Annotated in this window: 11 protein-coding genes; 6 read left to right on the forward strand and 5 right to left on the reverse strand. The window is 69.1% G+C overall.

Annotation, left to right across the window (positions count from 1 at the left end; genetic code table 11):
* Positions 1 to 118 precede the first annotated feature (118 nt).
* From AC6LJ5_RS08350 to AC6LJ5_RS08375, 6 genes are all read left to right on the forward strand, one after another.
* Positions 119 to 1,003 carry a cobalamin-binding protein gene (locus tag AC6LJ5_RS08350; RefSeq protein ID WP_498140252.1) on the forward strand — a complete coding sequence of 295 codons (885 nt, stop codon included), beginning with the start codon at positions 119 to 121 and terminating at the stop codon, positions 1,001 to 1,003.
* A gap of 154 nt (positions 1,004 to 1,157) precedes the next feature.
* Positions 1,158 to 1,961, forward strand: coding sequence for a thiazole synthase (locus AC6LJ5_RS08355; RefSeq protein ID WP_103272238.1), 804 nt, complete (start codon positions 1,158 to 1,160; stop codon positions 1,959 to 1,961).
* Between the two features lie 61 nt (positions 1,962 to 2,022).
* Positions 2,023 to 2,844 carry a bifunctional hydroxymethylpyrimidine kinase/phosphomethylpyrimidine kinase gene (thiD, locus tag AC6LJ5_RS08360; RefSeq protein ID WP_103272237.1) on the forward strand — a complete coding sequence of 274 codons (822 nt, stop codon included), beginning with the start codon at positions 2,023 to 2,025 and terminating at the stop codon, positions 2,842 to 2,844.
* Between the two features lie 133 nt (positions 2,845 to 2,977).
* A complete protein-coding gene (locus AC6LJ5_RS08365; protein WP_103272236.1) occupies positions 2,978 to 3,658 on the forward strand; it encodes a protein-L-isoaspartate O-methyltransferase family protein in 681 nt (226 codons plus the stop codon).
* An 82-nt stretch (positions 3,659 to 3,740) separates the two neighbouring features.
* Positions 3,741 to 5,081, forward strand: coding sequence for a TolC family outer membrane protein (locus AC6LJ5_RS08370; RefSeq protein WP_498140253.1), 1,341 nt, complete (start codon positions 3,741 to 3,743; stop codon positions 5,079 to 5,081).
* A gap of 130 nt (positions 5,082 to 5,211) precedes the next feature.
* Positions 5,212 to 7,839 (forward strand): autotransporter family protein, encoded by a 2,628-nt coding sequence (locus tag AC6LJ5_RS08375; RefSeq protein ID WP_498140254.1) that lies wholly within the window; start codon positions 5,212 to 5,214, stop codon positions 7,837 to 7,839.
* Positions 7,840 to 7,924: 85 nt separating this feature from the next.
* Here AC6LJ5_RS08375 and rfaE2 read toward each other — a convergent pair whose 3' ends face one another.
* The 5 genes from rfaE2 to AC6LJ5_RS08400 all read right to left on the reverse strand — a co-directional run bounded on the left by rfaE2 (position 7,925) and on the right by AC6LJ5_RS08400 (position 12,924).
* On the reverse strand, positions 7,925 to 8,410 hold the full coding sequence (gene rfaE2, locus AC6LJ5_RS08380; RefSeq protein WP_103272233.1) for a D-glycero-beta-D-manno-heptose 1-phosphate adenylyltransferase: 486 nt from the start codon (positions 8,408 to 8,410) through the stop codon (positions 7,925 to 7,927).
* A gap of 16 nt (positions 8,411 to 8,426) precedes the next feature.
* On the reverse strand, positions 8,427 to 9,305 hold the full coding sequence (locus AC6LJ5_RS08385; protein ID WP_103272232.1) for a ferritin family protein: 879 nt from the start codon (positions 9,303 to 9,305) through the stop codon (positions 8,427 to 8,429).
* Positions 9,306 to 9,537: 232 nt separating this feature from the next.
* Positions 9,538 to 11,091: a ubiquinone biosynthesis regulatory protein kinase UbiB gene (ubiB, locus tag AC6LJ5_RS08390; protein ID WP_103272231.1), complete on the reverse strand. Its 1,554-nt coding sequence runs from the start codon at positions 11,089 to 11,091 to the stop codon at positions 9,538 to 9,540.
* Positions 11,092 to 11,094: 3 nt separating this feature from the next.
* On the reverse strand, positions 11,095 to 11,730 hold the full coding sequence (locus AC6LJ5_RS08395; RefSeq protein ID WP_498140255.1) for a ubiquinone biosynthesis accessory factor UbiJ: 636 nt from the start codon (positions 11,728 to 11,730) through the stop codon (positions 11,095 to 11,097).
* Positions 11,731 to 11,910: 180 nt separating this feature from the next.
* A complete protein-coding gene (locus AC6LJ5_RS08400; RefSeq protein ID WP_498140256.1) occupies positions 11,911 to 12,924 on the reverse strand; it encodes a Tim44 domain-containing protein in 1,014 nt (337 codons plus the stop codon).
* Between the last annotated feature and the right edge of the window lie 51 nt (positions 12,925 to 12,975).

Genomic DNA, 12,975 nt, shown 5'->3' on the forward strand with positions numbered 1-12,975 from the left:
AAGCGCTGCGCGCTTCCCCCTCAAGGGAGCATGCCTGCGGACCGGCAAAGCCGGCTCCGCGGCATCCCTCTGGAGTGGCGTCTGCTTCATGCGGAGCATTTGGCGCTATGGGCAAGTAATGAGTGGCTTGCTGCCTGCCTTCGGGCTTGGCATGGCGGTGCTCGCGGGATCGGCACAGGCGCAGACTGCGCCGATCCGGGTCCAGGACGACCGTGGCCGCGCAGTCGTGCTGGCCGAGCCCGCGCGCCGGGCGGTGACGCTGGCGCCGCATGCCACCGAGCTGGTCTACGCGGCTGGCGCCGGCGACCGTATCGCCGCCACGATCCGTGGCAGCGACTATCCGCCGGCCGCGCGCGCGCTGCCGGTCATCGGCGACGGCACGCAACCCGACGCGGAACGCGTGACCGCCGTCCGGCCCGACCTGATCATCGCCTGGCAACCGGCCGCCGCCGAACCGCTGGTCCGCGTCATGGACAAGCTGGGCGTGCCGGTCTACTACAGCGACCCGCAGACACTGGCGGACATCCCCGCCGCGGTGGAACGGATGGGCGAGCTGTTCGGCACCCAGGACCAGGCTCGGCCCGCCGCCAGGGCGCTGCGCGAACGGCTGGACCGGCTGGCCGCGCGCCATGCCGACCGCCGGCCGCTGCGGGTCTTCATCCAGGCCGGGCTGGATCCCATCTACACGCTGAACCGGACCAGCATCGTCAGCGACGCCCTGCGCTTGTGCGGCGGCGTCAACGTCTTCGCCGACTCGCCCGTGGTGGCGCCCCAGGTGTCGCTGGAAAGCGTGCTGGCGGCCCGGCCCGACGCCGTGCTGGCGGGCGTGTCGCGGCAGGAAGACAAGGCGAACAACCTCGCGGCCTGGCGCAAGCTGGGCCTGCCGGCCGCCCAGGCCGGCCATGTGTACGGCATCGACGCCGATGCCCTGTACCGTCCCGGCCCCCGCCTGATCGATGCTGCCGAGGCGCTGTGCGAGACGCTGGACGCGATGCGGCAATAGGCGCTGCCCCCACGGAATTCCGCCGGGTTCGGCAAATAGTGGAACGCCGCGTTCCGCCCATCGCGCCAGCGTCGCCGCCGCGTGCTTTATCATTCGTGCAACGCTCAGACCGTCCCTCGGGTCCGCTCCCGGTCCCGCTCTTCGAAACACCGCCATGACCACCCAAGACACCCTCACCATCGCCGGCCGCGCCTATTCGTCGCGCCTGCTCGTCGGCACCGGCAAGTACAAGGATTTCGAACAGACCCGCCAGGCGCTGGACGCCAGCGGCGCCGAGATCGTCACCGTCGCCATCCGCCGCACCAACATCGGCCAGCATGCCGGCGAGCCCAGCCTGCTCGACCACGTGCCGCCGTCGAAATTCACGCTGCTGCCCAATACCGCCGGCTGCTACACCGCCGACGACGCCATCCGCACGCTGCGGCTGGCGCGCGAGCTGCTGGACGGCCACGACCTGGTCAAGCTGGAAGTGCTGGGCGATCCGCACACGCTGTTCCCCAACATGCCCGAAACGCTCAAGGCCACCAAGACCCTGGTCGACGAAGGCTTCAAGGTCATGGTGTATTGCACCGACGATCCCATCCAGTGCCGCATGCTGGAAGACCTGGGCGCCGTGGCGGTGATGCCGCTGGCCTCGCTGATCGGCTCGGGCATGGGCATCCTGAATCCCTGGAACCTGCGCCTGATCATCGACCAGGCGCGCGTGCCCATCGTGGTCGACGCCGGCGTGGGCACCGCGTCCGACGCCGCCATCGCCATGGAGCTGGGCTGCGACGCCGTGCTGATGAACACCGCCATCGCCGCCGCCCGCGACCCGATCCTGATGGCCAGCGCCATGAAGAAGGGCGTGGAGTCCGGCCGCGAGGCCTTCCTGGCCGGCCGCATGCCGAAGAAGCTCTACAGCGGCGCGCCCAGCTCGCCCACCGAAGGCCTGATCGCCGCGGGCGCCGCGAAATGAACGCCGTCGCCCCTCGGCGTGCAGTGAACGCCGCCGCCTCCCGGCGCCAAGGACACGCCCGATGAACGCCCGCCCCATCCCCAACACGCTCAGCATCGCGGGCGTCGATCCGTCCGGCGGCGCCGGCAGCCTGGCCGACGTCAAGACCATGAGCGCCCTGGGCGCCTACGGCTGCGCCGTGATCGCCGCGCTGACGGCGCAGAACACGCAGGGCGTGACCGGCATTTCACCCGTGCCGCCGGCCTTCGTCGGCCTGCAGATCGACACGCTGTTCGCCGATGTGCCGATCGCGGCGGTCAAGATCGGCATGCTGGGCCAGCAGCCCGTGACGCTGGTGGTGGCGGAGAAGCTCGCCAAATGGAAGCCGGCCCACGTGGTGCTGGACCCGGTCATGGTGGCCAAGAGCGGCGACCTGCTGCTCGAGCGCGACGCCGTGAGCGCCATGCGCGAGGCGCTGCTGCCCCAGGCCACGCTGCTGACCCCGAACCTGCCCGAGGCCGGCGTGCTGCTGGAAGAGCGGCCGGTGGAAAGCGTGAAGGAAATGCGTCGCGTGGCCGAGCGCCTGCGCAACAAGATGGCCTATGACGGCGAGCGCTGGGTCATGGTCAAGGGCGGCCACCTGCCCGGCAACGACACCATCGACCTGCTGCACGACGGCGACCGCATGATCGAACTGCCCGGCCACCGCATCGAGACCGCCAACACGCACGGCACCGGCTGCACCCTGTCGGCCGCGCTGGCCGCGCTGCTGCCGCAGACCGGCGACGTGCCCGAGGCGGCCCGCCGCGCCAAGGCCTACCTGACGGAAGCCATCCGCCAGTCCGGCCGCCTGTCGGCCGGCTCGGGCCACGGCCCGGTGCACCACTTCCACGCCTGGTGGTGAGCGGCGCGCGGTTACATTGCCCCCGGCCGGAGGCGGCCTGACCCCTCCCCGGCCGGGCCCGCGCCCCATGGCGTCACAGGACGCTACGAATCGGTACAATGGTCAGTTGATTCCTCTGTTTTCTCTGACCGTCATGAACGCTTCGACCCTGCCCGACGTAGAACAAGCCCGCTTCAACATGGTGGAACAGCAGGTCCGCCCCTGGGACGTGCTTGACGCCAATGTGCTGCAAGCCCTGTTCGATGTGCGTCGCGAACAGTTCGTTCCGCCGGCCCTGCGCGCGCTGGCGTTCTCCGACCTGGAGATCCCGCTGCAGATCAACGGCGTCGACTCCCGGCAGAACATGCTGGCCCCGAAGATCGAGGCGCGCCTGGCGCAGGAACTTCAGCTGACCAAGTCGGACTGCGTGCTGGAAATCGGCACCGGCTCGGGCTACCAGGCCGCGCTGCTGGGCTATCTGGCGCAGCAGGTGACCTCGGTCGAGATCGACAGCCGCCTGGTGACCTTCGCGCAGCAGAACCTGCAGATGAACAACGTCACCAACGTCAAGGTCGAAACCGGCGACGCCCGCAACGGCTGGGGCTCGACCGAATACGACGCCATCCTGGTGACCGGCTCGGTGCCGGCCGTGCCTGACGCGCTCAAGTACCAGCTGCGCGTGGGCGGCCGCCTGGTCGTCATCGTGGGCCAGGCGCCCGTCATGACCGCCTGTCGCATCACCCGCACCACGGCCGCCAGCTTCGAAACCGTCAACCTGTTCGAAACCGTCATCAAGCCGCTGCGCGGCGCGACGGTGTCCCAGTTCAAGTTCTGATCCGGCGCCGCCCGCGCCGTCCCCGCCCGGCGCGGGGATGCGGGGCGGACGTCCTGGAGCCGCACGACTCCCACGAAACATCATGCGCGTCCGATCGCTTACGGCATTACTGGTCTTCACCTGCGCCGCAAGCGTCGGTCCGTCGCGCGCCCACGCCGCCGACGACCTGATGCAGGTCTGGCGCACCGCGCTGGGCAGCGACCCGGTCTATGCCGCCGCGCGTGCCAACTACCGCGCCAGCCTGGAAAAGGAACCCCAGGCCCGCGCCGGACTGTTGCCGCAGATCAGCGCCGAGGCCGGCGGCGCCTACCGCGAAACCCGCAGCACGCAGGGCTTCGGCATGGCCTACAGCGGCAGCCGCGGCACCTGGGACCTGGCGCTGACGCAGCCGCTGTTCAACTGGTCGCGCTGGCAGGCCTACGAGCAATCCAAGCTGCTGACCGCCGACGCCGAAGTGCGGCTGCAGCAGGCCTTCCAGGATCTGCTGCTGCGCGTGGCCGAAGCCTATTTCAACGTGCTCTACGCGCAGGACGCCCTGACGGCGACCGAAGCCGAGAAGGCCGCCGTCGCGGGACAGCTGGAATCGGCCAAGCGCAATTTCGAGCTGGGCAACGCCACCATCACCGATACCTACGAGGCGCAGGCGCGCTACGACCTGGTGCTGGCGCAGGAACTGCGGCTGCAGAACGATCTGGACGTGCGCCGCGACGTGCTGGCCCAGATCCTGGGCTCGCCTGCCGGCGCGCTGGCGGAGCTGCCGCCCGGCGTGCGCCTGCCCTCGCCCCAGCCGGCCCGGCTGAACGACTGGAGCACGCAGGCCGAAGCCTCCAGCCTGGACGTGCTGCGCGCCCAGCTCCAGACCCGAATTGCCGGCCGCGACATCCAGATCGCCAGGAGCGGCCACTACCCCACCGTGAACCTGCGCGCCACCAGCGGCAGCGCCAGCGACGCGGTCATGAGCAACGGCAGCGGCGCGCCCGGCAAGCCCATCAACAACAGCGTGGGCGTGGTGCTGTCGATTCCGCTGTATTCGGGCGGCGGCGTCTCGTCCCAGGTGACCGAGCGGGTGCAGCTCGAACAGAAGGCGCGGCACGATTTCGAGGCCGCCCGACGCCAGGCCGTCCAGGCCGCGCGCCAGCACTACACGGGCGTGACCAGCGGCCTGGCGCGCATCGACGCGCTGGAGGCCGGCGAGAAATCCAGCCGCGCCTCGGTCGAGGCCAACCGCACCGGCTACGAAGTGGGCGTGCGCATCAGCCTGGACGTGCTCAATGCCCAGCAGCAGCTCTATGCCACCCAGCGCGATCTGGCGCTGGCGCGCTACACCACGCTGCTGTCCGGGCTGCGGCTGAAGGCGGTCAGCGGCATCCTGGCCGAGACCGACCTGGAAGCGATCAACCGGCTGCTGCGCGAGCCGCGCTGAAAACCCCTGCAAAGCAGTAGCATTCTTGCGACATAGTGAGAAATGATAAGAAACTTTGTTTCTTAACCTGTTACGATTCGCGCCGCAGAACGAGGCCGTCCGATGCTTCGTTCCATGAGACGACGCCTCCATGACTACACACTATGCCCGCGCTTCCGACAGTCAGATCGCGCTGACGCCAACGCCTCGCCCCCCGTTCCTGCCCCGGTTGACCACCGCGCTATTGAGCGCCGCGCTGACCCTGGCCGCCAGCCAGGCCCTGGCCGGCGGCGCCGGCGGCGCTGGCGACAAGCCGGGCGGCAAGGGCGGCGGCTGGGAAAACCAGGGCAAGGGTGAGAACATCGACCCAAACGACGGCAAAGTCACCGTGTCCGACCTGTCCGCCAACACCGTCCGTGAATTCACCGCCATCGTCCAAGGCGGCGTGGGCGGTACCGCCCCCACCGGCGGCGGCGGCGGCGGCGGCGCGGCAGCCTACTTCGGCGGCGCCAATGCCACCATCACGGTCCGGTCCAACCTCATCGGGGGCCCGGGCTGGATCGGCTATTCGCAGGCGGAAGGCGGCGGCGGCGGCGGGGACGGCCTGATCGTGATGGATGGCAAGGTCGATGTCGCCGCCAACGGGCAATTGGTCGGCGGCGACGCCACCTATTCGATGGGCGGCAGCGGCGGCAGCGGCGGCGCCGGGCTGTACCTGGACAAAGGCAGCGTCCAGAATGCTGGCTTGATTGTTGGCGGACAAGGCGGGTACAACGACAACGACTCCCCATCCGGCCCCGCGCCCGGCGGCAAGGGCGGAGACGGCGCCGTGCTGCGCAGTGGTCGCATGGTCAACGAAGGCTCCATCACCGGCGGCGCGGGCGGCTTCAGCTCGACCCGCAATTCCCGCGGCGGCGACGGCGGCAACGGCATCGTCATCACGACGGGCTCGAACACGCCGCGCCCGTCTGGCGCTCCGCTCAGCTTGCCCGACCTGATCAACCGTGGCCAGATCAAGGGTGGCGAAGCCGCCGACAACAACAATTACTCCGGCAGTCCATACAGCGCCGGCGCCGGCGGCACGGGTGTCGTCGCCAAGGACAACGTCTACATCGTCAACTACGGCACTATCAGCGGAGGCAAGAACATCGACGGCTCGCCGGCCGCGGCGATCAAGCTGACCGGCGACGGCAATCGCCTGGAACTGGCGAACGGATCGAACATCACCGGCTATGTCCTGTCGACCGGCCGCAACACGCTGGCGCTGAACAGCGCGGATGGCAAGCCCACCACCGCTTCCATGACGGGCGACCTGTACCTGGGCCCCGGCGACACCTTCGAAGTCCGCGCCACCCCCACCGCCGCCGACCGCCTCGATGTCAACGGCAAGGCGCAAATACACGGCACGGTCAGCGTGGTCGCCGGCACGGGCACGTATGCGGAAAGCACGCGCTACACCATCCTGACGGCGCAGACCTTGAGCAACAAGTTCATGTCGACCACCTCCAACCTGGCCTATCTCAAGCCCACCGTGGCCAACGAAGGCAACACGGTGGTGCTGACGCTGGCCCTGCGCCAGGCGCCCAAGCCCGACCCGGATCCCGTCACCCCCGACCGCCCCATCCGCTTCGAGGACCTGGCCTACACCAGCAACCAGCGCGCGGCGGCACGCGGCGTCCAGAGCCTGCCCACCAGCAATCCGCTGTACCAGGCCGTGCTCAACCTGCCCGTGGGCGCGCCCGCGCCGACGTTCAACTCGCTGTCCGGCGAAACCCATGCCAGCAACGCCGCGTCGCTGCGCAACGTCGCCAACACGTCCGCGACGCTGCCGCTGGAACACTTCCGCAGCAACCTGAGCGCCTCCCTGCTGCCCGGCCAGCCGAGCGCCGCCGCGGGCGCCAGCGATGCGGCGCCCGACGCGGCCACGCTGCCCGGTTCGACCGTGCGCCCGGTCTGGGCCCAGGTCATCGGCAACTGGCAGCGCAGCAGTTCCACCAGCAACACCGCCGAGGTGCGCCAGCACACCGGCGGCCTTTACATGGGCGCGGACCGCCCGCTGGGCGGCGGCTGGCGCATGGGCGGCGCGGTGGGCTACACCGACTCGCGCGCGCGCGCCGACGCCGTCGATTCCAAGGCCGACATCAGCAACTACAGCCTGACCCTGTACGCCGGCAAGTCCTTCGAGGCGGGCGCGGGCAAGCTGAACTTCCTGGCCGGCGGCGCCTATACCTGGCACGACCTGAGCACCGAACGCATGGTCCGGATCGGCGGCGGCACGCAGAAACTGCAGGCCGATTACGGCGCCAGCACCGCGCAGCTGTTCACCGAGCTGGGTTACGCCATGCGCGTCTCGCCGGCGCTGACGCTGGAACCGTACGCGGGCCTGACCTGGAGCGACCAGCGCATCCGTGGCTTCTCCGAATCGGGCGGCTACGCGGCCCTGTCCGGCCAGAGCCAGCGCAACGCCCTGACCACCACCACGCTGGGCCTGCGCGGCCGCCAGGACATCATGCTGGGCTCGATCAGCGCAGCGCTCCGTGCCGGCCTGGGCTGGCGGCATACCTTCGGCGACGTGCAACCCAGCACCACCATGGCCTTCGCCGGCGGCGATTCGTTCTCGGTGACCGGCGCGCCCATCGCCCGCAACGCGGCGCTGGTCGAGCTGGGCCTGGACGGCAACCTGTCGCGCAACACCACGCTGGCGGTGGGCTACAGCGGACAGTTCGGTTCGGGCAACCGCGACCAGACCGCGTCGATGACGCTGCGCTGGAAATTCTGATCGCGGCCAGCGCCGCGCGCAGATGACAAAGGCGGCCCGATCGGGTCGCCTTCTTTTTTGCTTTGCAGGATCGACGCGCGACCGCTCAGCCGCCCTGAATCTTCTTCACCAGCGCCGTCGTGGAACGCTCGAACTCGAACGGGATCGCCACCGCGCGGCCGCCCCAGCTCTTGACCAGCGCGGTCTCGGGCAGTGTTTCCATGTCGTAGTCGCCGCCCTTGACGATCAGGTCGGGCTTCAACTGGCCGATCAGGACCTCGGGCGTGTCCTCATGGAACGAGGTCACCACGGCGACGCAGCCCAGCGCCGCCAGCAGCGCGGCGCGGTCCTCCATGCGGTTGAGCGGGCGCTCGGCGCCCTTGCCCAGGCGGCGCACGGATTCGTCGGTGTTGACCGCCACGATCAGCGTGCCGCCCAGCTGGGCCGCCTGATCCAGGTAGGTGGCGTGCCCGCGATGCAGGATGTCGAAGACGCCATTGGTGAACACCAGCGGGCGCGCATAGCGGCCGGCGGCGACGGCGGCGACGCAGTCTCCGCGGGACAGGATCTTGGATTCGAAACGGGCGGTCATGGCCGGATTGTAGCGGTCAGGCGCCCGCCAGGATGATTTCCTTTTCCTTGGGGACGAGCAGCGCCGTCATTTCCTTGCGGTAGCGATTCAGATCCTTGACGGTCTCGAAGCTGCGGTCCATCAGCTTGGACAGGATGTGCAGGATGCGCGAGGCGACCTTCTGCTCCCAGACGCCATCGAAGCGGATCTGCGTGTCCAGCCAGTGCTCCAGCCAGCCCGGCTCGGGCAGGCGCGACTGCACCGTGTCGTTGGGGAACAGCTGCTTGTTCACGTGCAGGTTGGTCGGGTGCAACGCCTGCTGCGTGCGCGCGGCCGACGCCATCAGCACGCCGATCTTCGAGAACGCCAGGCGGGCCTGCTCGCTGGTTTCCTGGCCACGATCATGCAGCGCGCGGCGCATGTATTGCAGGTAGGCGCCGGCGTGGCGGGCCTCGTCCTGCGCCACGGTCTTGTAGATGGCCTTGATGACCGGCTCGGTATGCCATTCGGCGGCGCGGCGGTACCAGTGGTTCAGACGCACCTCGCCGCAGAAATGCAGCATCAGGGTTTCCAGCTCGGGCGCCGGATCGAATTCAAAGCGCACCTTGTGCAGCTCTTCCTCGGTCGGCATCAGGTCCGGGCGGAAGCGGCGCAGGTATTCGATCAGCACCAGGGAATGCTTCTGCTCTTCAAAGAACCAGACCGACATGAATGCGCAGAAATCGCTGTCGCCGCGATTGTCGCGCAGGAACATCTCCGTCGCAGGAAGCGCCGCCCATTCGGTGATGGCGTTCATCTTGATCGTCTGGGCCTGCTCGTCCGAGAGCTTGCTGCGATCAAAATCATCCCAGGGGATGTCATGCGCCATGTTCCAGCGCACGGCTTCCATGGTCTTGAAGAGTTCAGGATAAAGCATGGTCTGCCCTTGTATATGTCCCGCGTGGGGCTATAGAAATAAATCGAATGGCGCCGCGGCCTGGAAGCCGCGCTACGCGCCTGCGGGCGGCATGTTCCGTCTGCGCGCGGCGCAGGATGGAGCCTGGGTGGCGCCGACTCCCGCGAGCGCTATTTTTCGCCGCGTCCCGCGAAGCTATGATGACTGTTTCATGAACGAAACATGACAGGAACCGTCTAGAGCATCGCGCCGCCTACCGGGTCAATGCCCACAGCGCCACCCCGACAGCCAGCGCGATCACGCCGACCAGGGCCGCGACGAGCCGGTTGTTCTGCTCTTGCGCCCGGCGCAGCTGGACCATTTCGGCCAGCAGGGCGGGCGAGACGTTCGGGCGGTTGAGATGGTCGTGGACCAGCCTGGGCAGCGCCGGCAGCATCTGCGACCACTGCGCCGCTTCCTTTTCCAGACTCTGGCGCAGGCCCTTGATGCCGACGCGCTGGCGCATCCAGCGTTCCAGATAGGGCTTGGCCGTCTTCCAGAGATCGAGATTGGGATCCAACTGCCGTCCCAGGCCCTCGACGTTGAGTAGCGTCTTCTGCAGCAGCACCAACTGCGGCTGGATCTCGACATTGAAGCGCCGCGAGGTCTGGAACAGGCGCAGCAGCACCTGGCCCAGCGAGATTTCGGACAGCGGCCGATCGAAGTACGGCTCGCACACGGCGCGCACCGCACCCTCCAGCTCTTCCTCGCGCGTGTCGGGCGGCACCCAGCCGGACTCGATGTGCAGCTGCGCCACGCGGCGGTAGTCGCGGTGGAAGAAGGCCAGGAAATTCTGCGCCAGGTAGTTCTTGTCGAACTCGGACAGCGAGCCGACGATGCCGAAGTCCAGCGCGATATAGCTGCCCAGCGTCTCGGGCCGGTCGGACACGTAGATGTTGCCCGGGTGCATGTCGGCGTGGAAGAAGCCGTCGGTGAACACCTGGGTGAAGAAGATCTCGACGCCAGTGCGGGCCAGCGTGGGAATGTCGATGCCGGCCGCGCGCATGCGCTCGACCTGCCCCACCGGCATGCCGTACATGCGCTGCATGGTGAACACGGTGGCGGCGGTGTATTCCCAGATCACCTCGGGCACGATCAGCATGTCGCCACGGCCCGATTCGGGGCCGAAATTGCGGCGCAGCTGGCTGCAGTTGGAGGCCTCGCGCACCAGGTCCAGCTCGTCATGCAGGTACTTGTCGAATTCCGCCACCACCTCGCGCGGCTTCAGGCGGCGGCCGTCCGGCCCCAGCCGCTCGATGATGCGGGCCACGATCTTCAGCAGCGACAGGTCCTTTTCGATGATGCTCAGCATGCCCGGGCGCAGCACCTTGACCGCCACCTCGCGGCCGTCGTGCAGCACCGCGAAGTGCACCTGGGCGATCGAGGCCGAGGCCACCGGATCGACATCGAATTGCGCGAACAGCTTGTCCGGCGGCGCGCCGAGCGCGGCCTCGACGCAGGCGGCGGCCTGGGCCGACGGGAACGGCGGCACGCGGTCCTGCAGCAGCGCGAGTTCATTGGCGATATCGGCCGGAATCAGGTCGCGGCGGGTGGACAGCACCTGGCCGAACTTGACGAAGATGGGGCCCAGCGACTCCAGCGCCAGGCGCAACCGCAGTCCGCGTGGCTGGCGCGGACGAGTGCCCAGCCGCATGACGCGCAGCAGGCAGGTGGCCAGCGGGTGGTTCAGGCTGGAAAGCACCAGCTCGTCCAGGCCGTAGCGCAGGGAAACCAGGATGATGCGTAGCAGGCGCAGCAGGGGGAACATGGATCAGGCGCCCCGCTTGGCGCCAGCGGCGGCCAGTTTCGTCTGCAGAACGGCGGCGGACCGCGCCAGCGCCTCGGCGCGCGCGTCCAGCTCGGCCAGGTCCAGGCGCCATTGCGCCAGCGCCGGACGGCCCAGCAGCAGGCCGCTTTCCTCGGCCAGGTATTCGGACACATTCTCGGCCGCGCGCTGGCCGGCCTGCAACGTGCCGCCCGCCAGCCTGCGCGCCCCGCCCACCAGGCGCAGCGCGGCGATGTCGCCCACCACGCGCGCCAGCGCGTCTTCGGGATCCCAGCGCAACTGCTTGGACAGGTCGGCCACCACCTGGGCCAGCGCCGCGTCGCCGGAAATATGCGTGGCCTCGGCCATGTCCGGTGCCTCGCCGCCGGACAGGCGCGGCAGCGACAGTTTTTCGGGTGAGACGGTCAGCGTCACATCCGGCACCACGGCCGGATCGGACAGCTCCGCCAGCCCGTCGCTGCCGATGGTCAGGCCCAGCGAGAATCCGCCCAGCGCGAAGCGCACCGTCTTGCCGGCGTGGCGGACCAGGCGCTCGCGCGCCCAGTCTTCGCGCTTCAACAGCATGTTGAGCGCCTGGGTGGCCAAGCGTGACGGCGTGGGCAGGAACGGAAGAGGCAGCATGAAAGGCAATCGGCAACGGCCAAGGGGCGGGGTTGCCGGTTTTTTACAGTGGGCAAGCCTGGAGTGTAACGGGTCGGGGCGTAGCGTGGCTTTGCGCCCGGACATGGAAAAACCGGCCCAGAAGGGCCGGTTGGGACCGGACGGCCAGGGCCGTCCGGATCGGTGCAGCAGACGTCAGGCTCAGCTGGCGTAGTCGACCGGGATCTGCTGGATGCCGGCCAGCAACCAGCCGCCGTTGGCGGGCTTGAACAGGTTCCAGACTTCCTCGAAGCGGAAGGCCTCGGCGCCGGGTGCCTCGCGCAGCATGCCCGAGAAGCGGACGCTGGCCAGGTGGCCGTCGGAAACGGTCTCGATGCCCAGCAGTTCGGCATTCAGCAGGACCACTTCGGTCTTGTTGGCGGCGCCACCGCGTTCGGCCAGCTGCGGCTTGAGTTCGACGATCAGGTCGTCGGTCAGGAACTCGCGCAGGCGGTCGGTTTCGCCGCTGTCCCAGACGGCCTGGATGCGCACGAACTGCTCCTTGGCCTGCTTGAGGAAGCTGACGGTGTCGAAGTCGCCCGGCACGTACCAGTTGCCGTCTTCACCAGCCTTGGGCAGCGCGGCCGCGGCGGGCGCGGCAGCGGCAGCGGCCACAGGCGCGGCGGGAGCCGCCGGAGCCGGCTGCAGCGTCTCACGCCACATGGGCTGTTGCTGCGGCTGGCCGGGGGCCTGACCCGCGCCGCCGAAGGCGGACTGCGTGGCCGGACGCGGGGCGGCGCCACGCAGGCGGCGCACGATGAACAACACGGCGAAGACGGCCAGCGCGATCAGCAACGCGGACGACAGGAACTCGGCGAAGGCGCCGGACAGGCCCATGCTGGAAAGCAGCGCGGCGATGCCCAGGCCGGCGGCGATGCCGGCGATGGGGCCGAGCCAGCGCGAGGCGCCGCTCTTGGCCGCGGCGCCGGCCGTGGCCGCGCCCGCCGTGGCGGCGCCGGCGGCTGCCGGCGCGGCGGTGGCGCCGGCGGTGTTGCTGCCGGCGGCCGGCGGCGTGGTGGCCTGGCGCTGCTGGGTCACGTTGCTGGACTGACGGCCCACGCTGCTGCCGCCGCCAGCGCGGCGCGCCTCGGCGTCAAACGAAGCCGTCACCAGCGCCGCGCCGGAAACGGCGATCAGCGCTGCGGCGAAAAACCGCGAAAGACAGAATTTGGTCATGGTTGGTGTGCTCCTCGTACTCGCGAAGGCGGCGCCCCGTAGCGCCGCACC

It is taken from the genome of Achromobacter sp. 1011791174, from assembly GCF_059760925.1.

What these genes read in the sequence shown, in the direction of transcription:
- AC6LJ5_RS08350 (WP_498140252.1), top strand. Translation starts at nt 119, where the DNA reads ATGAGTGGCTTGCTGCCTGCCTTCGGGCTTGGCATGGCGGTGCTCGCG.
- AC6LJ5_RS08385 (WP_103272232.1), bottom strand. Translation starts at nt 9,305, where the DNA reads ATGCTTTATCCTGAACTCTTCAAGACCATGGAAGCCGTGCGCTGGAAC.
- AC6LJ5_RS08395 (WP_498140255.1), bottom strand. Translation starts at nt 11,730, where the DNA reads ATGCTGCCTCTTCCGTTCCTGCCCACGCCGTCACGCTTGGCCACCCAG.
- ubiB (WP_103272231.1), bottom strand. Translation starts at nt 11,091, where the DNA reads ATGTTCCCCCTGCTGCGCCTGCTACGCATCATCCTGGTTTCCCTGCGC.
- rfaE2 (WP_103272233.1), bottom strand. Translation starts at nt 8,410, where the DNA reads ATGACCGCCCGTTTCGAATCCAAGATCCTGTCCCGCGGAGACTGCGTC.
- AC6LJ5_RS08365 (WP_103272236.1), top strand. Translation starts at nt 2,978, where the DNA reads ATGAACGCTTCGACCCTGCCCGACGTAGAACAAGCCCGCTTCAACATG.
- AC6LJ5_RS08355 (WP_103272238.1), top strand. Translation starts at nt 1,158, where the DNA reads ATGACCACCCAAGACACCCTCACCATCGCCGGCCGCGCCTATTCGTCG.
- thiD (WP_103272237.1), top strand. Translation starts at nt 2,023, where the DNA reads ATGAACGCCCGCCCCATCCCCAACACGCTCAGCATCGCGGGCGTCGAT.
- AC6LJ5_RS08400 (WP_498140256.1), bottom strand. Translation starts at nt 12,924, where the DNA reads ATGACCAAATTCTGTCTTTCGCGGTTTTTCGCCGCAGCGCTGATCGCC.
- AC6LJ5_RS08370 (WP_498140253.1), top strand. Translation starts at nt 3,741, where the DNA reads ATGCGCGTCCGATCGCTTACGGCATTACTGGTCTTCACCTGCGCCGCA.
- AC6LJ5_RS08375 (WP_498140254.1), top strand. Translation starts at nt 5,212, where the DNA reads ATGACTACACACTATGCCCGCGCTTCCGACAGTCAGATCGCGCTGACG.